This is a genomic window from Ferrovibrio terrae (assembly GCF_007197755.1).
GTDB lineage: Bacteria > Pseudomonadota > Alphaproteobacteria > Ferrovibrionales > Ferrovibrionaceae > Ferrovibrio > Ferrovibrio terrae.
Genome location: NZ_CP041636.1, coordinates 1,340,341 through 1,361,907, shown reverse-complemented (window position 1 = coordinate 1,361,907; position 21,567 = coordinate 1,340,341). Strand labels below are relative to the sequence as shown.

Annotated in this window: 21 protein-coding genes; 9 read left to right on the top strand and 12 right to left on the bottom strand. The window is 63.6% G+C overall.

All coding sequences use genetic code 11. The features are described from left to right. Positions 1-11: 11 nt before the first annotated feature. Positions 12-320: a (2Fe-2S) ferredoxin domain-containing protein gene (locus FNB15_RS06655; protein WP_144067953.1), complete on the bottom strand. Its 309-nt coding sequence runs from the start codon at positions 318-320 to the stop codon at positions 12-14. Positions 321-568: 248 nt separating this feature from the next. On the opposite strand from FNB15_RS06655, the gene FNB15_RS06650 reads away from it, so the two are divergent. After that, positions 569-1,216 (top strand): outer membrane protein, encoded by a 648-nt coding sequence (locus tag FNB15_RS06650; protein ID WP_185973745.1) that lies wholly within the window; start codon positions 569-571, stop codon positions 1,214-1,216. Positions 1,217-1,312: 96 nt separating this feature from the next. Here FNB15_RS06650 and cueR read toward each other — a convergent pair whose 3' ends face one another. Both cueR and FNB15_RS06640 read right to left on the bottom strand, forming a co-directional pair. Further along, positions 1,313-1,744, bottom strand: a complete 432-nt coding sequence (cueR, locus tag FNB15_RS06645) for a Cu(I)-responsive transcriptional regulator (RefSeq protein ID WP_144067951.1) — start codon at positions 1,742-1,744, stop codon at positions 1,313-1,315. Then, positions 1,741-4,206, bottom strand: a complete 2,466-nt coding sequence (locus FNB15_RS06640; protein ID WP_144067950.1) for a heavy metal translocating P-type ATPase — start codon at positions 4,204-4,206, stop codon at positions 1,741-1,743. The genes cueR and FNB15_RS06640 overlap by 4 nt, the downstream gene beginning before the upstream one ends. Before the next feature lie 232 nt (positions 4,207-4,438). Here FNB15_RS06640 and FNB15_RS06635 point away from each other — a divergent pair, with 232 nt between their 5' ends. Both FNB15_RS06635 and FNB15_RS06630 read left to right on the top strand, forming a co-directional pair. Then, complete coding sequence (locus FNB15_RS06635; RefSeq protein WP_144067949.1) at positions 4,439-5,035, top strand: PAS domain-containing protein; 597 nt, start codon at positions 4,439-4,441, stop codon at positions 5,033-5,035. A 3-nt stretch (positions 5,036-5,038) separates the two neighbouring features. Then, positions 5,039-5,647, top strand: a complete 609-nt coding sequence (locus FNB15_RS06630) for a PAS domain-containing protein (RefSeq protein ID WP_144067948.1) — start codon at positions 5,039-5,041, stop codon at positions 5,645-5,647. Between the two features lie 5 nt (positions 5,648-5,652). Here the strand turns inward: FNB15_RS06630 and FNB15_RS06625 are convergent, their stop codons facing one another. Then, complete coding sequence (locus tag FNB15_RS06625; protein WP_144067947.1) at positions 5,653-6,096, bottom strand: hypothetical protein; 444 nt, start codon at positions 6,094-6,096, stop codon at positions 5,653-5,655. Beyond that, on the bottom strand, positions 6,093-9,023 hold the full coding sequence (locus FNB15_RS06620; RefSeq protein WP_144067946.1) for a methyl-accepting chemotaxis protein: 2,931 nt from the start codon (positions 9,021-9,023) through the stop codon (positions 6,093-6,095). Before FNB15_RS06620 ends, FNB15_RS06625 begins: the two co-directional genes overlap by 4 nt. A gap of 416 nt (positions 9,024-9,439) precedes the next feature. Here FNB15_RS06620 and FNB15_RS06615 point away from each other — a divergent pair, with 416 nt between their 5' ends. The 3 genes from FNB15_RS06615 (at position 9,440) to FNB15_RS06605 (ending at position 12,334) form a co-directional block, all read left to right on the top strand. Beyond that, complete coding sequence (locus FNB15_RS06615; RefSeq protein WP_144067945.1) at positions 9,440-10,144, top strand: response regulator transcription factor; 705 nt, start codon at positions 9,440-9,442, stop codon at positions 10,142-10,144. Positions 10,145-10,548: 404 nt separating this feature from the next. Continuing rightward, on the top strand, positions 10,549-11,619 hold the full coding sequence (gene gtdA, locus FNB15_RS06610; protein WP_144067944.1) for a gentisate 1,2-dioxygenase: 1,071 nt from the start codon (positions 10,549-10,551) through the stop codon (positions 11,617-11,619). A gap of 25 nt (positions 11,620-11,644) precedes the next feature. After that, entirely contained in the window at positions 11,645-12,334 is a 690-nt protein-coding gene (locus FNB15_RS06605) for a hypothetical protein (protein ID WP_144067943.1), read from the top strand. A 151-nt stretch (positions 12,335-12,485) separates the two neighbouring features. On the opposite strand, the gene FNB15_RS06600 is transcribed toward FNB15_RS06605, so the two are convergent. Next, entirely contained in the window at positions 12,486-12,767 is a 282-nt protein-coding gene (locus FNB15_RS06600; protein ID WP_144067942.1) for a hypothetical protein, read from the bottom strand. 139 nt (positions 12,768-12,906) lie between these two features. On the opposite strand from FNB15_RS06600, the gene FNB15_RS06595 reads away from it, so the two are divergent. Further along, positions 12,907-13,281 (top strand): nuclear transport factor 2 family protein, encoded by a 375-nt coding sequence (locus FNB15_RS06595; RefSeq protein WP_144067941.1) that lies wholly within the window; start codon positions 12,907-12,909, stop codon positions 13,279-13,281. Between the two features lie 90 nt (positions 13,282-13,371). Here the strand turns inward: FNB15_RS06595 and FNB15_RS06590 are convergent, their stop codons facing one another. Further along, positions 13,372-14,064 (bottom strand): GFA family protein, encoded by a 693-nt coding sequence (locus FNB15_RS06590; protein ID WP_246068811.1) that lies wholly within the window; start codon positions 14,062-14,064, stop codon positions 13,372-13,374. Between the two features lie 17 nt (positions 14,065-14,081). Between FNB15_RS06590 and FNB15_RS06585 the strand changes: the two genes are divergently transcribed. Beyond that, positions 14,082-15,290, top strand: coding sequence for a multidrug effflux MFS transporter (locus FNB15_RS06585; RefSeq protein ID WP_144067940.1), 1,209 nt, complete (start codon positions 14,082-14,084; stop codon positions 15,288-15,290). Positions 15,291-15,336: 46 nt separating this feature from the next. After that, positions 15,337-16,170: an exodeoxyribonuclease III gene (gene xth, locus FNB15_RS06580; RefSeq protein WP_246068810.1), complete on the top strand. Its 834-nt coding sequence runs from the start codon at positions 15,337-15,339 to the stop codon at positions 16,168-16,170. A gap of 43 nt (positions 16,171-16,213) precedes the next feature. On the opposite strand, the gene FNB15_RS06575 is transcribed toward xth, so the two are convergent. The 5 genes from FNB15_RS06575 to FNB15_RS06555 form a co-directional block, all read right to left on the bottom strand. Next, positions 16,214-16,951: a proteasome-type protease gene (locus tag FNB15_RS06575; RefSeq protein ID WP_144067939.1), complete on the bottom strand. Its 738-nt coding sequence runs from the start codon at positions 16,949-16,951 to the stop codon at positions 16,214-16,216. Positions 16,952-17,037: 86 nt separating this feature from the next. Beyond that, positions 17,038-17,223 carry a hypothetical protein gene (locus tag FNB15_RS06570; protein WP_144067938.1) on the bottom strand — a complete coding sequence of 62 codons (186 nt, stop codon included), beginning with the start codon at positions 17,221-17,223 and terminating at the stop codon, positions 17,038-17,040. A gap of 39 nt (positions 17,224-17,262) precedes the next feature. Then, positions 17,263-18,210 carry an alpha-E domain-containing protein gene (locus tag FNB15_RS06565; RefSeq protein WP_144067937.1) on the bottom strand — a complete coding sequence of 316 codons (948 nt, stop codon included), beginning with the start codon at positions 18,208-18,210 and terminating at the stop codon, positions 17,263-17,265. Further along, a complete protein-coding gene (locus FNB15_RS06560; protein ID WP_144067936.1) occupies positions 18,210-19,718 on the bottom strand; it encodes a circularly permuted type 2 ATP-grasp protein in 1,509 nt (502 codons plus the stop codon). Before FNB15_RS06560 ends, FNB15_RS06565 begins: the two co-directional genes overlap by 1 nt. A gap of 203 nt (positions 19,719-19,921) precedes the next feature. Continuing rightward, positions 19,922-21,187, bottom strand: coding sequence for an ammonium transporter (locus tag FNB15_RS06555; protein ID WP_221932807.1), 1,266 nt, complete (start codon positions 21,185-21,187; stop codon positions 19,922-19,924). Positions 21,188-21,567: the final 380 nt, after the last annotated feature.

Genomic DNA, 21,567 nt, shown 5'->3' with positions numbered 1-21,567 from the left:
GCGACGAAGCGTCACCTCTGCGGCAAGATAGCGTCGCGCAGCGCGTCCACCGCGTCATCGCCCTTGCCATGCACCACGTAGCTGCAGGCCGTGCGCTCGATGCCGGTGACCGTCACCGCGACGCCGCGCTTGGGGCAGATGCCGAGGCAGCGCACGCGCGCCACCCGCACATCCTTCTTGTGGCCGGCCGCTTTCATGCTGTCCTTCAGTCTGTTCGTCAGTTCGACACCGTGGCCGCCGTCACATTCTGAACACACCAGCACCAGCGCGGTTGACCACGGCTGCTCTGCGGTTTCGAGAACGGATTTTTTCGATGACATGAATGAGAGCCGGAAAAGAACGGAGCACCAAGGCTTTCTCAATTAGGGCATTGCCGCGCTTCGCTCAAGCAGGCCCTTGGCAGTGTTGCGAAAATACCATGGCAGAGCTTGCCGTGACGGAGCGGCGTCACACGCCATTTTTCTGCCCAGAATCGAGTCCCATTTATGCAGCACCGCCCGGCCGCACAAGACGGCACAACAGGGCGGGCGCCCCCGCCTCGTCAAACTTGGTACAGGAGTTTAAACACATGATCCGCCTCGCCCCCACCGCTACCCTTGCCGCTGTTGCGGCTGCACTGCTCGCCACCACGGCCATCGCACCGTCGTCCCGGGCCCAGGACAACAAGCTGAATTATGGTTCCTACGCCGGCATCACCGGCGGCTATCTGATGCCGCAGGATACCGACCGCTCCGGCGGCGGCTATCTGGAGCGCGACCACGGTGCCGGCATCTCCGCCCAGTATGGCCATCGCTTCCGCAACAACCTCCGCCTTGAAGGCGACCTGGGTTACGGCAATATCGACAACGAGCGCTATCATGCCAATGGCGGCAGCGCCGGCGTCGGCGGCGACACCGACCAGTATTCGCTGACCGGCGCAGCCTATTACGACGTCGCCACCGGAACGCCGCTGACGCCGTATTTCGGCGGTGGCGCCGGCATCGTGCACCAGCGTCATGACCGCCCGGCCGTTACCTCGAACGGCTCGACGCTCGGCGGCAACGACGGCAGCGCCACTGACTTCACCGCCTTTGGTGAAGCCGGCGTCGCCTACAAGCTGTCGGATGGCCTCGAAATCGTACCGAGCTATCGCTACCAGTGGATCAATGACGGCGCACAGGGCCTGGACGACAGCACGCAGCATGTCGCCCGCGTCGGTTTCCGCAGCTGGTTCTGAGACCTGACCTGAGTCACGGGAAGATGGCCGTATAGCGGGGGGCCAGCTGCGGTCGCTTTGCCGGAACGGCGGGGAGCAATTCCCGCCGTTCTTTTTTTATTTCTTGGCACAGCAGGCTGCGTCTTCGCCATCCGTCTGTATCGGCCCGCTCAGGTCATCAAGAATGGGGCAGTCGGGCCGATCGTCGCCGTGGCAGGCCTCGGCCAGATGCTGCAGGCTGCGCTTCATCGCCTGCAGTTCGGCGATCTTGCGCGTCAGCTCGTCGATATGCTTCATCGCGATATCTTTCACCGCCGCGGACGGCCGTTCATCATCCTGCCACAGGCCGAGCAGCATGCGGATATCTTCCAGCGCGAAGCCGAGGTCGCGGGAGCGGCGCACGAAGCGCAGCAGATGCACGTCGCGTTCGCTGTAGACGCGATAGCCGGCCTGCGTGCGACCGGCCTCGGGCATCAGGCCGATGCTTTCGTAATAGCGGATCATCTTGGCGCTGACGCCGGAATGATTGCTGGCCTGTCCAATATTCATGGCCGCGCCTCCTGACGGACGATGGTCGTGGGCCGCCAGCGCCGCAGCAGCAGCGCATTGGCCAGCACCGATACCGAACTGAATGCCATGGCGCCGCCGGCCAGCACCGGATCGAGCAGACCGAAGGCAGCCAGCGGAATGCCGATGACGTTGTAGGCAAACGCCCAGCCAAGATTCTGGCGGATGCGCGTATCGGTCGCGCGCGCGATGTCAATCGCATCGGCCACCAGCAGCGGATCACCACGCATCAGCGTGATGCCCGCCGTCTGCATCGCCGCGTCTGTTCCACTGCCCATGGCAATGCCCAGGTCGCTGGCCGCCAGCGCCGGCGCATCGTTGACGCCGTCGCCGACCATGGCGATATCGCCGCCGATATCGTTGCGCAGCTGCGCCAGCACCGCAGCCTTGTCTTCCGGCAGCAGGCCGGCGCGCACCTCGTCGATGCCAAGGCGTGCGGCTACGGCATTGGCGGCCGCAAAACTGTCGCCCGACAGCATGGCGACGCGCAGGCCCATCTGTTTGAGGCGCGCGATGGCGGCGGCTGATGTCGCCCGGGGTTCGTCACCGAAGGCAAACAGCCCGAGCAACTGCTTGCTGTGGTCGTCGGCGAGCCAGGACACCGTGCGGCCCTGACCGGCCTGTTCCTCGGCCTGTGCGCGCAATGGCGCGGCATCGATGCCATGCTCCTGCAGCAGCCGCACATTACCTAGCAGCAGATGACGACCCTCAACGGTGCCGCAGACACCGCGCCCAGCGAAATCGCGGAAGTCCTGCACCGGTGGCAGCGCGACAGTGCCGGCGCGCGCACGGATGGCGGCCGCGAGCGGATGCTGCGAGCCGACCTGCAGGGCGGCGGCGAAACGCAGCAACGCGGCCACGTCACCATTCATCGCATGTAATGCGGCGACCACCGGCCGGCCTTCGGTCAGCGTGCCGGTCTTGTCGAAGGCAACCAGCCGCAGGTCGCGCGCCTGTTCCAGTGCGCCGGCATCGCGGATCAGGATGCCATGCTTTGCTGCCACACCGGTGCCGACCATCAGCGCCGCCGGCGTGGCCAGGCCGAGCGCGCAGGGACAGGCGATCACCAGCACGGCAATGGCATGCAGCAGGGCAATTTCAACATTGCCGCCGTTCAGCGTGAAGGTGAGGGCAAAGGTGACCAGCGCGATGAACAGCACGACCGGCACGAAGATGCTGCTGATGCGGTCGACCAGCTGCTGCACCGGTGGCTTGGCCATCTGCGCACTTTCAACCAGGCGCAGGATGCGCGCCAGCATGGTTTCCCCGGCGATAGCTTCGATCTGCACCACCAGCAGGCCGTCGCGGTTGATCGTGCCGGCGCGCACCGTATCGCCCGGCTGCTTGTCGACCGGCAGGGATTCGCCCGTCAGCATCGATTCATCGACGCTGCCATGGCCTTCCACCACGATGCCGTCGGCGGCAAAGGCCTCGCCAGCCCGCAGCAGCAGCAGGTCGCCCGGCTGCAGCAGCGCGGTCTCGACGGTTTCCTCACTGCCATCGGCGCGACGTCGCCGCGCTGTGGTCGGCCGCAACCGTAGTAGCGCCTGCAGCGCCGCGGCCGTCTGGCCGCGCGCACGCGCCTCCAGCCATTTGCCGAGCCGCACAAACGCAATGATGGCGATCGAACCTTCGTAATAGAGATGCGGGACCACACCATGCTCGATATGCGGCAACCCCGCGATCCAAAGCCAGGTGCTCAGGCCCCAGGCCGCCGTGGTGCCGAGCGCCACCAGAAGATCCATGTTGCCGGTGCCTGCCCGTAGCGCGCTCCAGCCCGCACGATAAAAGCGCCAGCCAAGCACGAACTGCACCGGCGTAGCGATCAGGAACTGCACAAGCGGCGACAGCATCAGATCATGGTGGCCGAGCAGGCTGGCGATCATGCCGCCCACGAAAGGTGCTGCGAGCGCCAGTGTCAGCAGCGCGAGATTGCGTTCGCGCGCCAATGCCTTCGCTGTTGCCTCGGCACGCTGCGCGATCGCCGGCGCGGCATCGGTGCCGGCATCGTCAAACGGGCGTGCCTCATAGCCCGCCTTGCGCAACGCAGCGATCAGCTGCGCGGCATCAACGCTGCCGAGCGGGGCAGACACCTCAGCGCTTTCACCGGCGAGATTGACGGCAGCACTGGCGACGCCCGGCACGGACCGCAGCGCTTTCTCGACGCGACCGACACAGGAGGCGCAGCTCATGCCGCTGATGCCGAGACGAAAGCGTTCCTGCGGCACGGCATAGCCGGCTTTCTTCACCGCCTGCATCGCCGCCGCCGCCATGAGAGTATCTTGGGCGGCGCCTTCGAACACCACATGCGCGGATTCAGAGGCAAGATTGACGCTGGCGCTCTGCACACCGGGCAAAGCGCGCAGCGCTTTTTCCACCCGGCCGGCGCAGGAGGCGCAGCTCATTCCGGTGACCGGCAGATCGAGGCTTTGCGAGATCGACATGACTGAAGCTTTCAAAAAGGATCGAACCTGCCGTATCAGATAAGGCTTCCCATGATGGGAAGGTCAAGGTGCGGTCTATGACTGCGCCAATGCAGGCGGAGGTCTCTGTCAACCAACCGGTTGACTTCCGGAGGTTGCATAAAAACTGATCAATTCTGATTTTCGCAGCGTTTTCCGGCGATTACCGAATCATAACGCGACGGAGCAACAGCGTGTTTGGTACTGTTTCGACATGGATTTCGTCACTTCCCTGCCCAGCGCCCTGACCGAGCCAAGCCGGCGATTCTTCGCCGAATGGCATCGTTGGCGCGGTCCGGGCTGGCGCGACCTGGGCCTGGTGCCGCAGCACAGCGTGCTGAACACCGACAAGCTGGGCGAGCTGCTGCTGCGTTGCCTGCTGCTGGAGATCCGTGGCCGCGACGCGATCCCGATCCGCTTCGCCGGATCGATGGTCGGCGAAATGCTGGGCGCCAGCCTGATGGGCCGCAATTATCTCGACCTGACCGAACCCGAGAACCGCACGCGTCGCGCCGCCCTGCTGTTTGCCGAAGTGGCGCAGCCCTGCGCCGCCGTCATCTATTACTGGCTTCGTACGCCCAATGGCGCGGTGGTGCCGGTTGAACTGGTCTCTGCGCCGCTCTGCGCCGATGGCGAAACCACGCCATCGCTGGTGCTGGCCTGCGCCACGCCGCTGGTCAGGAACGGCGACCAGGCCAACAGTGTCGAACCTGAGTCTTATGCCGAAGGCGAAGGCCTGCGCTTCATCGACATCGGCGCCGGCCTGCCGCCGGTCGGGCCCGACATCCATGTCGCCCAACGGGTGCAGTAGCCAATGACCTTGCAGCACCGCGCCTATCTGCATCCGCAGCTGCCGACTCTGGAAGCCAGCTACGGCAAAGCGCCCGCCACGGATGTGGAAGCCCTGATGTCGGGTGACAGCCGGCATCTTCTCGCAGCGTGGAAACGCTGGCGCGGCGAGCGTCTGCTGCCACACCGGCGCGACATGGATCTGGTGTCGATCGCGCGCCTGATGCCGCGTCTTGTGCTGCTCGATGTCTTCAGCCCGCAGCGCGTGATCTTCCGTCTTGCCGGCACCGAGATCGAAAGCATCGCCGGGATGCGCCTGACCGGCCGCGACCATATCCTGATGGCGCAGCCCGATCAGCGCGCCTCACGCAGCCGCCTGCTCTGGGGCGCGGCAACGCAGCCCTGCGGTGCGCTCGCCTTCCACATTGTCACGCATCCCGACAACGGCCGGCTGCACCAGATCGAGACCTTCGTGCTGCCGATCCTGCCCGATAGCGCAGAAGCTCCCACCCAGCTGATCGGCCTGGCCGCCGGCCTGCCGGTGCTGGAAGTCGGCTCGCATGTGACACGGCCGCTGGAATTCGCCGGCGCGACGCAGCATTTCCTCGATCTCGGCGGCGGCATTCCGGCCTGAGGCGTTCAGCGACGCGGCACACGCGCGTCGACTTCCACATGATAACGCAACGCGGCCAGTGCTTCTGCCAGGACATCAATACTACCGGGCAGCCAGCCGCGATAACAACCGGTGAGCAGAATGCGATCTTGATCGGGCAGCAGTCCTGCACCCGCGACGATCTTCACAGCAAGATCGACCGGCAGGATGAGGCCGCGCCGATTACCGAACATATCTGAATAAAGCGTCTGAACTTTAGCCCGTTGCGACTGCTGCCGCAGGTGGCCACGCAATTCGAGCGGCATGCCGGCTATTTCCCGGGTCGTCCCGTTGACAACGACAATATGCTCGCCGCGGAAATCTACGGTGCAATCCGACATTCCGCATGGCAGCATCGCCAAACCCGGGAAGACCACCACAAGTGCAGCGGCCCCCGGTTCCGGCCGCGCCCGAACGGCCAGTGCACTCATGCGAAATAGGCCGCAATCTTGCGCTTGTCGTCATTGGCGGCCCGATACTTGAGCGCCACGAAATTGCCGTCGATGCGCACCACTTCGGCTTCCGCCTTGAAACGCAGCCCGGCGCGGCGCAGATCCGCCTGAACCGGAAAGCGCTGACCGATCGGCGGCGGATGGTCGAACGGACCGGCGAGCAGGCCATTGATGCTCCAGTTCTTCAGGCCAATGGCATTGCCGCCGATCTCGAGACTGTCTTCCTGGCTGCAGTCGAAGCGTGTCTCCCGACGCCGTTCAGCCGTGGTCTCGCCGCCATCGCGGAAGAAGCTGATCAGGTCAGAAAGGTCGCGCGCCTGATGCGCCAGCGTCTGGGTCGCCGCACTGGTCTCCTCGACCAAGGCGCCGTTGCGCTGGGTCATCTCGTCCATCTGCCCGACGGCGGTGTTGATCTCCTGCATCGCCCGCGCCTGTTCGCTGCTGGCGGTCGCGATCTCGGCCACGATGTCGTTGACCTGCTTCACTGCCACCAGAATCTCCTGCAGCGACTGGCCGGTCTGGTTGACCAGCTGCACGCCGGTCTTGACCTGGGCGTTGGAAGACTGGATCAGCGCCTTGATGTCCTTCGAGGCATTGGCAGACCGCTGCGCCAGGGCGCGCACTTCCTGCGCCACCACGGCAAAGCCCTTGCCGGCTTCACCGGCCCGGGCCGCTTCTACCGAGGCATTCAGTGCAAGCAGGTTGGTCTGGAAGGCGATCTCGTCGATCAGGCCGATGATGTCGCCGATCTTCTGCGCGCTCTGTTCGATTTCGCCCATCGCGGCCACGGCCTCGTTGACCACCGCCCCGCCCTTGGCCGCAGTCTCGCGCGCGGCACTCGCCTTCTGATCGGCGGCACTGGCGTTAGCGGCATTCTGCCGCACTGTCTCAGTCACTTCATGCATGGCGGCAGCGGTCTGTTCCAGGCTGGCGGCCTGGCTTTCGGTGCGCTGCGCCAGATCCTGCGCTCCGGTGGCGATCTCGGTGGAAGCGCTGTTCACATTCAGTGCCGTTTCTCCGATCTTGCCAGTGATGTCGCGCAGGCGCTCGATCGTGGTGTTGCAATTCTCCTGCAGGTTCCGGAACTGGCCGTGATAGCTGCCGTCCATCCGGCGGCCGAGATCGCCTTCCGACAATGCCGACAGCACGCTGTCCACGTCGTTCACCGCAACCGAGACAGTTTCCAGCAGACCGTTGATGCCTGTGGCGATTTCGCGCATGAAGCCGCTCTTGCCGTCAAGATTGACGCGACGCGCCAGATCGCCCTGCTGCGCGGCCTCGACCAGGCTGGAAACTTCAATCTGCACGGCATGCTGCTGCGTCATGTCGCGCCATTCCACGGCCGTGCCCAGCCGCTTGCCGGTTACATCGAAGACCGGCACCGCGGTCAGGTCGAAGCGGCGGACCCCGACGGTGATCGTGGTGTTGTAGGGCTTGTCGAGCGCGGCAATCATGCGGTGCTGGTGCACCGGATTCTTGTGAAAAATATCGATCTTCTTGCCGATCATGGCATTCGGATCGAACTGCGGCAGTTCCCTGCGGATGTCGTCCCCGGCTTCCTTGAACAGTTCCTGTGCCGTACGATTGACGAAGACGATGTTGTTGTCGGCATCGGCCAGCATGACCGAGGCAGTGATGCTTTTCAGCGTCTCGCCGGTCTGCAGGCCGCTGACGATGCGGTCGCGGATTTCTTCCGACGCGCGCAAAGCCGCACCGAGTTCGTCGCCAGCGTTCTTGCCTGTGGTATCGATATCCACCTTGCCCAAGGTGAGGTCGGTGAGCGCAGTAGTGACGCGGCGGATCGGCTTGGCCAGCACATTGCCGAACCACAGGCCGATAATCGTAGCAGCCGCAATCGCGACCACCAGCACGGCAACGACCTGGAAGATGGCCGCATTGATCGCCGCGTAGGCCACCGAGGTCGGCACGCGGACCAGGGCAGACCATTTCAGGCCGGGATAGTCATAGGCACCAGTGCTCTGATGATAGCCGGCAACCTGCACGATCTGCTTGCGCGCATGCATCGATTCGATACCGCCGGCTTTGCCAGTCAGCGCCCGCTTCGCGGCCTCGACGCCGGCATCGGCGAGGTTGAGCTTGCCAAGCACGGACCAGTCGCGGCTGTAGGTTTTACCCTTGAGAGTTTCGGTATCGTAATCGACGATCACAACACCGCGCGAATCCAGCAGCGTGATCTCGGCACCCGGCAGACCGGCGATGGCGAGGCTTTCGCTCGACTGCTGGATGATCTGTTCGACCAGATCGAAACCGGCGAAATTTACCCAGACGCCGATCGTCTTATCCGTTTCATCCGTCACCGGTGCGGCGAAGACCAGCGCATAGTCGTCACCGCCATATAAGCTGGCAAGTTCAGGATGGCGTGCTGGCTGCTCCACCACTGTGCCGGTAAAACCGTTTTTACCCTTGAGGAATTTGTCTTCCAGCGCGGCCTTGAGCCATGAGGCGTTGGCATAGCTTTTCTGGTACAGCGCATCGGTGGCCAGTGTCTTGCCGCCGGAATCCTTGGAATTCACGGCCAGCACCTTGCCCTCGGGGCTGACCAGCAGCATCAGCTTGTAGATGCCATAATTCGCCATGTAGCGGTTCATCGCCACCACCAGCGGATTGCCGGTGCCAGGCTTACTCCAGTTCTGCGGATCGATGGCAGCGGCGTTGTAGCCGAAGGCCTGCACATCGCCATAGCGTTCGAACAGATTGCGGTCGATCACATCGTTGATCTGGTGCGCCGCCATCTCCACGCGGCTAGTCTGCGTGTGCTGAATCTCATCAACCTCGAACCAAAGCGCGCCACCTAGTACAAGCAGGGGCAAAACGGCGAAGGCAACCAGCGCGGTCACGATCTTGGCGCGAACCGGGAGACTGCGGCGAATGGTCGGGGTATCCATGACAGGGGCGTCCTTTTCCAGGCGGCCACGACCGGCCGGCCGTGTGCTCGCTGCCGGAATACTCCAGTACCGCAGCCAAGCTGAAGTTATGATGCGGTAATGTTATTGGCTGTTTATCGGCGGATTTAAGCAGCGAATCGCTACCGTGCCGCCCGCAATCTCGCCCCGGCATTGCGGTATCGCCGTTGCCCCGACGCGAAACGGGCATCGGCTGCATACAAACAATCCCATGCCGATCATCGTGTTATCCCGCGTGCCGTCAGGGCTGCCGATACTGCACAATCTTGCCCTGCATGGCGGGGCATATCTTCACGCTGGGCGAATAGATTATTTTTCGGTAACTTAATCGGCAGGCGAGTTTGGCTGGCGATTGATGCCGGCCGCTAAAGGCAGGGTCAGCCCGGAGTAGCGTACTGATGACGGAGCAAGCCACCATCCTGTTGATCGAGGACTCGATGCCCGTGCGGCAGGCCCTGAAGGCCGCGCTGGAGGCAGCCTCATACAAAGTGATCGAAGCGCCGGATGGCGAGGACGGCCTGAAGAAGGCGGCGCAGGCCGGCCTGATCGTGCTCGACCTTGGCCTGCCGGGCATCAGCGGCTTCGAGGTGCTGGAAACCCTGCGCAAGACCTCCGCCCAGCCGGTGATCGTGCTGTCGGGCCAGGAAGAGGTGGACGCGAAAATCCGCGCCCTTGATCTTGGCGCCGACGATTACGTCACCAAGCCCTTCGATGCCGGCGAACTGCTGGCGCGCGTGCGAGCCGCCTTGCGTCGCGCGCAGGAAAACGCGGCGAAGAACGCCACCACCATCGTCACCGTCGGGCCCTTCGTGATCGACGCCCTCACCGGCGACACGCGCAGGGAAGACCGCCCGGTGCGGCTGTCGCCGATGGAAGCGCGCTTCGTGAAGATGCTGGCGCAGAAAAGCGGGCAGCCGGTCGGCACCAAGCAGCTGACGATCACGCTCTGGGGCAACGACAATGCCGAGATGCGCCAGGCGTTGCGCGTGCTGGCGCGCAAGGTGCGCTGCAAGCTGGAGAAAGATCCGGATGCGCCGCGCTTCCTGCTCACCGAGCCGCGGCTGGGCTATCGCCTGATCAATCCCGAGCCCGCAACGGCCTGAAGCGCGACAGCACCGCTGCTGATTTCGCGCCCCAGATTTGCGCGCGCTGCATGGCTTGCGCGCGCCGTCTGAATTGTTGTTGCAGCCCAGCGGTTTGTATCCTGCGGGACAAAATGCCGCGCTTCGCTTCACGGAAAAGTGGGAGAATGTCGCAGGCGCACCCCTTGGCAAATCGCGTTCCGGTACCCATATCTCCGTCATGGCGACGGCACATAGCTGTTGCCGGCACCGGAAGATCCCCCCTTCCGACTGCCACAATGGCGCAGAGTTTATTGCGCGAAACGCCCGGCTCGCCCCCCGACCGGGCGTTTCTTTTTTTGTCCACGGCTCCGGTTCGCGCGGCTTTGCTCGTGACGATTGGGTTTCCTCCGCCGTCTGATAATATGCGCGGAAATGAGGAAACCATGACACAGCACTCCGCCATCGACCCTGCCGTGATGCAGCAGCGCAAGGCCTATTACGACAAGATCGGCAGCCGCAAGCTGGCGCCGCTGTGGGAAGTGCTGCATGCGCTGGTGATCCCGCAGCCGAAAAGCGCCTGTCAGCCGGCGCTGTGGCGCTACGACGAGCTGCGCGACGACATCATGGAAGCCGGCCGCCTGATCACGGCGAAGGAAGCCGAGCGGCGCGTGCTGATCCTGGAAAACCCCGGCATGCCGGGCCAGTCGCGCATCACCACCTCGCTCTATGCCGGGCTGCAGCTGATCCTGCCGGGCGAAGTCGCGCCGGCGCATCGCCATACGCAATCCGCCTTGCGCTTCATCGTCGAAGGCAACGGCGCCTACACGGCAGTGGATGGCGAAAAGACCATCATGCGCGAAGGCGATTTCGTTATCACACCGAGCTGGACCTGGCACGACCACGGCAACGACAGCGACCACCCGATGGTATGGATGGACGGCCTGGATATTCCGCTGGTGCAGGCACTCGACTGTTCCTTCATGGAACGCCTGCCGGAAGACAGCCAGCCACTGGCGCGACCGACCGGCGACGCGCTGGCGCGCTACGGCGCCGGTCTGCTGCCGGTCGACCACGAGGTGCGCACACCGACCTCGCCGGTCTTCAACTATCCCTACAGCCGCACGCGCGAGGCGCTGGAGACCATGCGCCGCGCCGATGAATGGGATCCGTGCCACGGTCTGAAGCTGCAATATGTCAATCCGGCCACCGGCCAGAGCGCGATGCCGACCATCGGCACCTACATGCAGCTGCTGCCGAAGGGTTTTACCGGCGAGGCATATCGCAGTTCGGATGCCACCGTGTTCAGCGTGGTGGAGGGCAAGGGCCATACCATGGTGGGTGAAGGTTCGACGGCAGAGCGTTTTGACTGGGGCCGGCGCGACACCTTTGTGATTCCGAGCTGGGTGCCGCACCGGCATCATGCGCCGGATGGAGACGCCGTGCTGTTCAGCTTCTCGGACCGGCCGGTGCAGAAGGTGCTGGGCCTGTGGCGCGAAAGCCGCGGCAATCGTTGATGCATTCAGTAGAGAGTAGAGAGCCATGGCGAAAGTGACCAAGATCGTCGAGATCGCCAATGACGACGAAGACGACGACGACATCTTCGGCGATGAGGGCATCGATGCGCTGACCGGCATGGCGCTCGACGAGGATGACGACCACAGCAGCCTGCGCGCCGTCGCCCGGCTGGCGAAACTGGTCGGCAGCCTGCCGTGGTTCTCCGCCGTCGGCCGCAAGCTGACCGCCACCGAGATCAACGACGCCGAGGCCTATATCGCCGGCATCGGCTTTGCCGAGATGCAGGTGGCCGGGGTCGAGAACTGGCTCGCTGCCTCAGGCGCGGCGCAGGCGCCCGACTGGGACGACGACTGGTGGCAGGCCGAGCAGCAGATGCAGAATGCGCTGCTGGAGCAGGCGCTGACCCGCATCGACGAACATGATCTGGAAGTAGCGCTGACGCATGTGTCGACGCGCGCCGGCGAAGTGGCGCATGACCATGCCGCCAAGATGGCGGCGCGCCAGGGCGTGACCGATCCGGCCCTGCTGAAAGTGGCGGCGGGCGCCGCCGCGCAGGCGGCCTATCAGGCGGCTTTGGTGCTGGCGGCGCGTGGCGCCGAGGATGAAGTGGCGGACGACGCCGAGGACGAGCACCCCTTCGCCATCAAGTTCCGCCTCTTCGAGGCGGGGCGCCTGCCGCTCGGCGCGACCGGCAGCACGTTCAATCTGTTTTGAAGTTTCGTCGTCCCCGCGCCCGGCGGCTTTGCCGCCTCACATATACTGTCGCGTTAGCGCGACGGGCGGGGACCCAGGGCCACCTGAAAAATCTCGCCTGTCGTCTGGATTCCTGCTTTCGCGGGAATGACGAAAAGGGGTGGAGTTCGCCTCACCCTTCTTCGCGGATCTCTTTCCTGCGGCCGTAGAGGAAGACGCCGACCACGGCACCGCCCAGCACCAGACTGAGCAGCACGCCCCAGATCAGCGGCCAGGTGGCGGCCGGATCGAAATCGGCGCGCATGCCGGTCCAGAAGCGCACCGCCATGAAGGCTGCGCCGCCGAGCGCGCCGACCAGGGCGGCGGTGATCACGATGGCGAAAATCTTGTCGGCGCGGCTGTGTTTCGGCGCGACGGACGGCGGACTGTCTTGGCGTAGTGGCGAGGCGGGCATGGTTATGCTCCTTTTATACATTCACCAGACACCAGATTGCGCCTCACAGGCAATTGGCAAGTAATGTGACGAATGGCCGCGCTTGGCCTGCGGCATTCTGTCATGCTGCCACAGAACAAAAGACAGGAGGAAAGCCCCGATGCCCAGTCGCGAAACCGTGGAAGCCTTTGTCGCCATGGTGGAATCCAACCAGCATGACCAAGCCATCGCGCAATTCTATGCCGAAGACGCCACCATGCAGGAAAACCTGAACGCCCCGCCGCGCCAGGGCCGCGACACGCTGGTGGCGCATGAGCGCGCCGTGCTGGCGCGAGCCAAAACGGTGGAAACCGAATGCGTGCGCCCGGTGCTGATCGACGGCGACACCGTGGTGATCCACTGGATCTTCCGCTTCGAGTTCAAGGATGGCAGCAAACGCCGCATCGAGGAACTGGCGCACCAGACCTGGAAGGGCGACAAAGTGTGGCGCGAACGCTTCTATTACGACCCGGCGCAGATGAAGGTGGAGGCGTAATCGCACCCAACTCACATCACCCCGCACCACACAAGTTGTCATGCCCTGCACAAGGCCGGGCATGACAATTATTGTAATGGATAGAGGTATCTATCTGACCCAAACCTTGTGCTTCTTATGCCAGGCCTCGAGCGACAGTTTCGGATACAGCTCATAGCGCTCGTCTGACCGGCCGATCTGCGGCTTCACCCAGTTCGCCTTGTAGCGCAGCATCAGATGCACTTTCGCTTTCGGCTTCGGCAGGTCGGTGTCGATGGCGGAGGCAAAGGGGTGGACCAGCTCGGGCCAGCGCGGATCGTAGAGCCAGAGCGCCGTGCCACAGCCTTTGCAGAAATTGCGCTCACCCGAACTGACCTCGCAATTTTTACCATCGTCGTCGCAGATTTCGGCACGATAGACGCCGAGGCTGCGTTTTCCTTTTTTGATATGGAGGCTGGCAGAGACACCGCCGAGATTGATGGCGAATCCGCCACCGCCCGCGGTTTTCCGGCAGATCGTGCAATAGCAAAGCTGGTAGGGTACCGGCGTGTGACTGTCGAGTTCGAACACGACGGCACCGCAGCGGCAGGACCCTTCAAGATGCATCGGCATGGCAGTGACCCGGTGTTGTTTGGCTGCAACAGAAACGTCGCAGATTGCACCATGGCAATTCTGCGGTAGCCAGCGCGGCGCGGCCGCTTTATATAACCACCGCTCGTCCGCTTCTGCGGACCGGCCGGCGGCGCCTTCACCCCAAATCATATATGCACGCTCCAGTTCCGGGGCGCTCTCCTTCTTTTGCAATTCAAGGCAGTCTTTCCATGACCACCCAAACGCATTTCCTGCGCAACGCCCTGATCCTCGGCCTGCTGACCGCGATCGGCCCGTTCGCCATCGACATGTATCTGCCCTCGCTGCCATTCATCGGCAGCAACCTGAATGCCGACCCCGACAAGGTGCTGATGAGCCTGACGGCTTTCTTCATCACCTTCGCGCTCGGCCAGCTGGTCTTCGGCCCGATCTCCGACCTGTTCGGCCGGCGGCTGCCGCTGTATTTCGGCGTGGCTTTGTTCATCGGCGCCAGCGTGGGCTGCGCGCTGGCCGAAACCGTCGAGACGCTGATCGCCTTCCGCCTGCTGCAGGGCCTGGGGGGCGCTGCCGGTATCGTCATCCCGCGCGCCATCGTGCGTGACCTGCATAGCGGCGTGGAAGAGGCCAAACTGCTCGGCCTGCTGATGCTGGTGTTCAGCGTGTCGCCGCTGCTGGCGCCGCTGTTCGGCAGCGTGATCATCGAGGCGCTGGGCTGGCGCATGATCTTCTGGTTCGTCGCCGGCATCGCGGTCTTCGCCAGCATTCTCGGGCTGCTGCTGGTGCCGGAGACGCGCTCGGCCGCGCAACGCGCCGAGACCAGCCTGGGCGGCATGATCCGCACCTGCGGCCATCTGTTCACCGACAGGACCTTCATGGGCCTCACGCTGGCGAGCAGCTTTGCCATCTGCGGCTTCTTCGTCTTCCTGGCCAATGCACCCTTCGTGATGATGGGGCAGTACGGCCTGTCGCCGATCGGCTTCAGCATCACCTTTTCGCTGAACGCCGCCGCCTTCTTCTTCGCCGCACAGTTCTGTGGCCGCCTGGGCGCGCGCTTCGGCCTGCGCGCACTGGTGATGCCCTCGATCTTCGGCTTCGCGGCGATGATGGTGCTGGTCTTTGCACTGAATGCCATCGGGTTCAACAACCTCTATCTCACCATGGCCCTGCTGCTGCTCGGCTATAGCTGTCTCGGCTTCCTGCTGCCCACGGCCTCCGTGCTGGCGCTGGAAGCCTATGGCGAAGCGGCCGGCATGGCCGCGTCGCTGATGGCGACGCTGCAGCTGGCGATCGGCGCGGTGGTGATCGGGGTGAGCGGCAAGTTCATCAACGGCGCCGGTACCGCCATGACCGGCGGCATCGCACTCTGCGCGGTGGCAACGCTGGCCGTGGCCCTGCTGACCTTGCGTGGCAGCGGCAAGCAGGCCGTACCTGCCGAGTAAACGCTGCCGTCTGGAACATAGGGCCGGACTGGGCTAGAAAAGCGACATGGCAAAAGCACCCGCGAAAAAAGCTCCATCCCGCCCGATCACCCTGGCGACCTGGAACATCAACTCGGTCCGCGCCCGGCTCGACCTGATGGCCGGCTTCCTGTCCGAGCACAATCCCGACATCCTCTGCCTGCAGGAAACCAAGGTGAAGGATGTCGATTTTCCGCATGAGCTGTTCGAGCAGCGCGGCTATACCCACCGTCTGATCCATGGCCAGCCCGGCTATAACGGCGTGGCGATCTTTGCCAAGACGGCGATCACGCTGAAGGAAAAGCTGAACCTGGCCGGCCGCGACGACCGCCGGCATATCGCCGCCGAACTGGCCGACGGCACCATCCTGCACAATTATTATGTGCCTGCCGGTGGCGATATTCCCGATCCGAAAGTGAACGACAAGTTCCAACACAAGCTGGATGTGCTGGCCGGGATGACCAAATGGTCGGCCGCACTCAAGAAAAAGGGTGGTAAGGAAATTCTGGTCGGCGATCTCAACATCGCGCCGCTGGAAACCGATGTCTGGGCCCACAAGCCGCTGCTCAAGATCGTCAGCCATACGCCGATCGAAACCGAGGGCATGCTGAAGATGCAGGCAGCTCGCGACTGGGTCGACGCCGTGCGTCATTTCGTGCCGCCGAGCGAAAAAATCTACAGCTGGTGGAGCTATCGCTCGCCCGACTGGGCCACGGCCGACAAGGGCCGCCGGCTCGACCATGTCTGGGTCAGTCCGCAGCTGAAAGACAGTCTGGCGGGCGTGAAGATCGTGAAAGACATGCGCGGTCGCGACAAGGCGTCCGACCACGTGCCGATCATCGTGACCTTGAAGCTTGGGTGAAGGCGTGGAGGGCCGGAACAAGTCCGGCCATGACGACCTTTCTTCACACCCCCCAGTCGGGGTCCGGGATGGTCTGGAATACCTTGCGCAGGCCTTCGCCCCACAAACCGCGGATGCTGGCGAAGTAGGGCTCCTGATCGGTGATGCGTTTTTTAAGGGCGAACTTCAGCGCGCCCTTCGGCAGGATCGCCAGATCGAGCGGCAGGCCGACCGAGATATTCGAGCGCAGCGTTGAGTCCATCGAAACCAGCGCGCATTTCGCCGCCTGCACCAGCGGCGTGGCCGGCGTGATCACACGATCCAGGATCGGCTTGCCGTATTTGATCTCGCCGATCTGCAGGAACGGCGTGTCTTCCGTCGCCTTGATGAAATTCCCTGCATAGTACAGCAGGTAAAGTTCATGCGGCCGGTTGCCGATCTGGCCGCCGAGCAGCATGGACAGGTTAGGTTCAACACCCTGTTCCTTCAGACCCTCGCCGTCGCGCCGTGCCACTTCGCGGATCGCCGCACCCACCATGCCGGCAGCCTCGAACATGCTGGTCGCCTGCATCAGGTCGCAGGCTTTGCCGTCTTCATCGGCAAAGCCGTCTTTCAGCAGGGTGACGACCGACTGGCTGAGCGACAGGTTGCCGGCCGTGGTCAGCACCAGCGCGCGGTCGCCGTCTTTCTGCCAGGCATGCATCTTGCCGAAGGTGGAGATGGAATCGACGCCGGCATTGGTGCGGCTGTCGGACAGCATGACGATGCCGTCATCCAGCAGAAGACCGACGCAATAGGTCATAATGAAAATCCGCCCCAGACAGGAAACCCGCCCGCATCAAAGCAAGCGGTTACAGCTCCGGTCAAGGTATTCAGGCGGTAATAGACCTACCAGGCACCGAACCAGACGCCCCAGCCATGGATCACGCCGATCGGGAAGAAGAGCGCGCCAGCAATCAGGAAGCCCCATTCGCCCTGGGTGAAGCAGGTATAGAGATGCGTCACCCAGCCGGCAAAGCTGAGTCCGATCACGAGTGTGGCGGCAATGGCGAAACGCCTGAGGAAGTCGAGCATATGGCAGTCTCCTGCCAGACCTAACGGCCGAAACCCAGCTTAGTTCGGCTGCATGAAATCGTGGGCAATCGCCGCGCCCAGCTCGATATTGGTATCGATCAGGCTGGTCAGGTATTCGTGCAGCCCGCGTGTGAAAATCGAATCGATGTCGTCGTAGCGCAGTTTCAGCAGCATGCTTTCAGCCAGCCGCACGGAGGGATAGTCGCGGCGATAGCTTTCGCGCAGGTATTGCAGGATCTGCACGATCTCGGCGAAACAGGCATGCAGGCTGCGCGGGAAATCCTCGCGCAGCACCAGCAGCTCGGCGACTTTCAGCGGCCGGATGCTGTCGCGGTAGATCTGGCGGTAGATGCGGAAGGCCGAGACCGAGCGCAGCAGCGCGCCCCACTGGTAGTAATCGACCGCGCCGCCGATATCGGCCGCCGAGGGCAGCAGCACGTGGTATTTCACATCGAGGATGCGCGCCGTCGAATCGGCGCGTTCCAGCAAGGTGCCCAGCCGCATGAAGCGATACGCGTCGTCGCGCTGCATGGTGCCTTCGGCGACGCCGCGGAACAGCTGGCTGCGTTCGCGCACCCAGTCGAAGAAGGTGTTGAAGCCGTCGGCTTCCACCTTGGCCATCGAGAAAGTCCGCATCTCGAGCCAGGCGGCGTTGATGCTTTCCCAGGCTTCCGAGGTGATCTGCGCCCGCATGGCGCGCGCATTCTCGCGGCCGGCTTTCAGGCAGGCGTGAATGGAGGACGGATTGTCGGGCGCGAAGGCCAGGAAGTCGATCACCGCGCGCCGCGTCGGCGGACCGCCATGCAGCGCAAACGACTTGTCGCAGCCGGCAATGATCAATGCTGCTTCCCATTCGTCGTTGCGCGTGCCGCCATGGGTCGACTGCATGCTCATGCGATGCGCCACGCCGAGGATGCGCGCCATCGATTCCGCGCGTTCGACATAGCGGTTGAGCCAGTAGAGATTATCGGCGGCGCGGCTGAGCATCAGTCGTCCTCACCGGCCGCGATGTCGTCGGACTCATCTTCCTCCAGCACCCAGGTATCCTTGGTGCCGCCGCCCTGGCTGGAATTCACCACCAGCGAGCCCTCCCTCAGGGCAACGCGGGTTAAACCGCCCGGAACGACGCGCATGGTCTCCCCTGACAGCACAAAGGGCCGCAGGTCGACATGGCGCGGCGCGATGCCGCTCTCGACAAAGGTGGGGCAGGTGCTGAGCGCCAGTGTGGGCTGCGCGATATAGGCTTCCGGCTTGGCGATGATCTTGGCGCGGAAAGTCTCGATCTCGGCCGCGGTCGATTTCGGCCCGACCAGCATGCCGTAGCCGCCGGAGCCATGCACCTCTTTCACCACCAGCTCGCCGAGGTGTTCCAGCGTGTATTTCAGATCGTCGGGCCGGCGCAGCACATAGGTCGGCACATTGGCGAGGATCGGTTCCTCGCCGAGATAGAAGCGCACCATGTCGGGCACGTAAGGGTAAATCGACTTGTCGTCGGCCACGCCGGTGCCGACTGCATTCGACAGCGTGATATTGCCGGCTTTATACGCCGCGAAGATGCCGGGCACGCCGATCATCGAATCCTTGCGGAACACTTTCGGATCGAGGAAGTCGTCATCCAGGCGGCGATACAGCACGTCGACGCGCTTCAGCCCGCCGACCGTGCGCATGTAGACGATATCATCCTTCACCACGAGATCGCCGCCCTCGACCAGCTCGATGCCCATCTGCTCGGCCAGGAAGACATGTTCGAAATAGGCCGAGTTGTAGACGCCGGGCGTCAACAGCGCGACGGTGGGCTCGGCATCGCAGTTGGGTGGCGCGGAATCGCGCAGCGTCTGCAGCAGCGCATCGGGATAATGGCCCACGGGCGCCACGCGCACCTGCGCGAACAGATCGGGGAAGAGGCGCATCATCGCCTCGCGGTTCTCCAGCATGTAGGAGACACCCGACGGCGTCCGGCAGTTGTCTTCCAGCACGTAGAATTCGTTTTCCGCCGTGCGCACCAGGTCGATGCCGGCGATATGCGTGTAGGTCTGGCGCGCGATGGTAACGTCGCGCATGTGATTCACGTAAGCCGCATTCTTGAGGATCAGGTCCTCAGGGATCGTGCCGGCACGCAGGATCTCGCGCTTGTGGTAGATGTCGTCCAAAAACGCGTTCAGCGCTTTCACGCGCTGCTTCAACCCGCGGCGCAGGCGCTTCCATTCCTTGGCGGCGATAATGCGCGGCACAACATCGAAGGGGATCAGGCGTTCGGTGTCGCCGCCCTCGCCATAGACGGCAAACGTGATGCCGAGCCGGCGGAACAGCAGGTCGGCTTCCTGGCGGCGGCGGGCCAGCATGTCGCCGGGCGCGGCATCGAGCCAGCGCTTGTAGTCGCGATAGGGGGCGCGGACGCTGCTTCCCTGGGACTGAGCCTGCCCGGATTGGGACTGGCTCTGTGTCTGGCTGGCAGCGGGACCGAGGTCCATCTCGTCAAAAGCGGTCAAGGGCATTGGTCTCCGCGACGAGAACGAGCGGGAAGAGGTTCCGTTCGATTTAATCGGAAAAATGGCGGAGAGAAAAGCGACTTACGCCGGCCGGTCGAAGAATGCGGATGGAACGAGGGGGCCGGATATCCCCACCATGATACTCCTGAGACGAAGCAACCCGGGCCGGCGGGTGGGAATGCCGGCCCGGGTGCCTTCGCGTACTCCTGTTACTGCACCGTCTCGCCGTGCAGGTTCAGGTCGAGACCATCGCGCTCGGTGGCCTCATCGACGCGCAGACCGATGGTCCAGTCGATGATCTTCAGGATGATCAGGCTCACGATCGCCGTGAAGACGATGGTGATGAGCACACCGTAGATCTGGGTCAGGACCTGGCCGGCATTGCCGTCGATCAGGCCGAGCGGAGCGTCCTTGCCGGCAATCGCCGCCTTGGCGAACACACCGGTCAGCACCGCACCGACGATGCCGCCGACACCATGCACGCCCCAGACATCGAGACTGTCATCGTAGCCCAGCGCGTTCTTCACCGTGGTGGAGGCCACGAAGCAGACGATGCCGGCGACGATACCGATGATCAGCGCGCCCATCGGATCGACAAAGCCCGAGGCCGGGGTGATGGCGACGAGGCCAGCAACCGCACCCGAGACGACACCGAGCACGCTCGGCTTGCCGCGGGCGAGCCATTCCGCGAACATCCAGGCCAGCGCGGCAGCCGCCGTGGCGATCTGCGTGACCAGCATGGCCATGCCTGCATTCGGACCGGCGGTGACGGCGGAGCCGGCATTGAAGCCGAACCAGCCGACCCACAGCAGCGAGGCGCCGATGATCGAGAGCGTCAGGTTATGCGGCGCATGGGCAACCTTGCCGTAGCCATGGCGCTTGCCGAGCACGAGGCAGGCGACGAGGCCGGCCACGCCAGCGTTGATGTGCACCACGGTGCCGCCAGCGAAGTCGAGCACGCCCATCTCGCCCATCAGACCGCCGCCCCAGACCATATGGGCAACCGGCGCATAGACGAAGATGACCCACAGACCCATGAACCACAGCAGGGCCGAGAACTTCATGCGGTCGGCGAAGGCGCCGGTGATCAGCGCCGGGGTGATGATGGCGAAGGTCATCTGGAAGGTCAGGAAGACGGTTTCCGGAATGGTCTTGGCCAGATCATTGACGCTGTCGATGGCAACGTTCGCGAGGAACAGGTTGCCGAAGCCGCCGATGATCGCGTTGCCTTCCGAGAAGACCAGGCTGTAGCCGACGACCATCCAGAGGATCGAGATCAGGCAGGTGATGGCGAAGCTCTGCATCATGATGGTGAGCACGTTCTGCTTGCGCACCATGCCGCCATAGAAGAGGGCGAGGCCCGGGATGGTCATGAGCAGGACCAGCGCGGTCGAGGTCAGCATCCAGGCGGTGTCGCCGGTATCGAGCTTCGGCGCTTCGGCCGCAGCCTGCGCGAAACCGAGCGAGGGAATCATTGCGAAGAGTGCGGCCAGCACAAGACCGAACATAACGTAGCTGAGCCAGCCGGGCTGCCGCTGGTCGACGAGTTTGGCCGTCGAGACGGTGGAGAGTTGCATGACGTTTTAATCCTCCTGTCAGGGAAGGCCGCGCCAGTTTCCGGACCGGGTCCGGGATCGCTCCCGGCTGCCGGCAGACCTGACCCGGTTCCCCCCATTGAGAATCCCGGACAAGGCCCACCCCTGGCGCATACCTCTGACTACGGAGTTACAAGAAGCGTGCCAGCTGGTTGCACTGCGGCACAGAGGCGGAATCAGGGTCGGAATCAGGGAATCAGCCCAATAGCTTGGCTATTCCGCCCGCAGCCGGGCGGGAGCGTGACCAGTTTTTAGGCGAA

What these genes read in the sequence shown, in the direction of transcription:
- FNB15_RS06630 (WP_144067948.1), top strand. Translation starts at nt 5,039, where the DNA reads ATGACCTTGCAGCACCGCGCCTATCTGCATCCGCAGCTGCCGACTCTG.
- FNB15_RS06595 (WP_144067941.1), top strand. Translation starts at nt 12,907, where the DNA reads ATGCCCAGTCGCGAAACCGTGGAAGCCTTTGTCGCCATGGTGGAATCC.
- FNB15_RS06555 (WP_221932807.1), bottom strand. Translation starts at nt 21,187, where the DNA reads ATGATTCCCTCGCTCGGTTTCGCGCAGGCTGCGGCCGAAGCGCCGAAG.
- gtdA (WP_144067944.1), top strand. Translation starts at nt 10,549, where the DNA reads ATGACACAGCACTCCGCCATCGACCCTGCCGTGATGCAGCAGCGCAAG.
- FNB15_RS06655 (WP_144067953.1), bottom strand. Translation starts at nt 320, where the DNA reads ATGTCATCGAAAAAATCCGTTCTCGAAACCGCAGAGCAGCCGTGGTCA.
- FNB15_RS06575 (WP_144067939.1), bottom strand. Translation starts at nt 16,951, where the DNA reads ATGACCTATTGCGTCGGTCTTCTGCTGGATGACGGCATCGTCATGCTG.
- FNB15_RS06625 (WP_144067947.1), bottom strand. Translation starts at nt 6,096, where the DNA reads ATGAGTGCACTGGCCGTTCGGGCGCGGCCGGAACCGGGGGCCGCTGCA.
- FNB15_RS06560 (WP_144067936.1), bottom strand. Translation starts at nt 19,718, where the DNA reads ATGCCCTTGACCGCTTTTGACGAGATGGACCTCGGTCCCGCTGCCAGC.
- FNB15_RS06600 (WP_144067942.1), bottom strand. Translation starts at nt 12,767, where the DNA reads ATGCCCGCCTCGCCACTACGCCAAGACAGTCCGCCGTCCGTCGCGCCG.
- FNB15_RS06620 (WP_144067946.1), bottom strand. Translation starts at nt 9,023, where the DNA reads ATGGATACCCCGACCATTCGCCGCAGTCTCCCGGTTCGCGCCAAGATC.
- xth (WP_246068810.1), top strand. Translation starts at nt 15,337, where the DNA reads ATGGCAAAAGCACCCGCGAAAAAAGCTCCATCCCGCCCGATCACCCTG.
- FNB15_RS06635 (WP_144067949.1), top strand. Translation starts at nt 4,439, where the DNA reads ATGGATTTCGTCACTTCCCTGCCCAGCGCCCTGACCGAGCCAAGCCGG.
- FNB15_RS06650 (WP_185973745.1), top strand. Translation starts at nt 569, where the DNA reads ATGATCCGCCTCGCCCCCACCGCTACCCTTGCCGCTGTTGCGGCTGCA.
- cueR (WP_144067951.1), bottom strand. Translation starts at nt 1,744, where the DNA reads ATGAATATTGGACAGGCCAGCAATCATTCCGGCGTCAGCGCCAAGATG.
- FNB15_RS06615 (WP_144067945.1), top strand. Translation starts at nt 9,440, where the DNA reads ATGACGGAGCAAGCCACCATCCTGTTGATCGAGGACTCGATGCCCGTG.
- FNB15_RS06640 (WP_144067950.1), bottom strand. Translation starts at nt 4,206, where the DNA reads ATGTCGATCTCGCAAAGCCTCGATCTGCCGGTCACCGGAATGAGCTGC.
- FNB15_RS06585 (WP_144067940.1), top strand. Translation starts at nt 14,082, where the DNA reads ATGACCACCCAAACGCATTTCCTGCGCAACGCCCTGATCCTCGGCCTG.
- FNB15_RS06570 (WP_144067938.1), bottom strand. Translation starts at nt 17,223, where the DNA reads ATGCTCGACTTCCTCAGGCGTTTCGCCATTGCCGCCACACTCGTGATC.
- FNB15_RS06565 (WP_144067937.1), bottom strand. Translation starts at nt 18,210, where the DNA reads ATGCTCAGCCGCGCCGCCGATAATCTCTACTGGCTCAACCGCTATGTC.
- FNB15_RS06605 (WP_144067943.1), top strand. Translation starts at nt 11,645, where the DNA reads ATGGCGAAAGTGACCAAGATCGTCGAGATCGCCAATGACGACGAAGAC.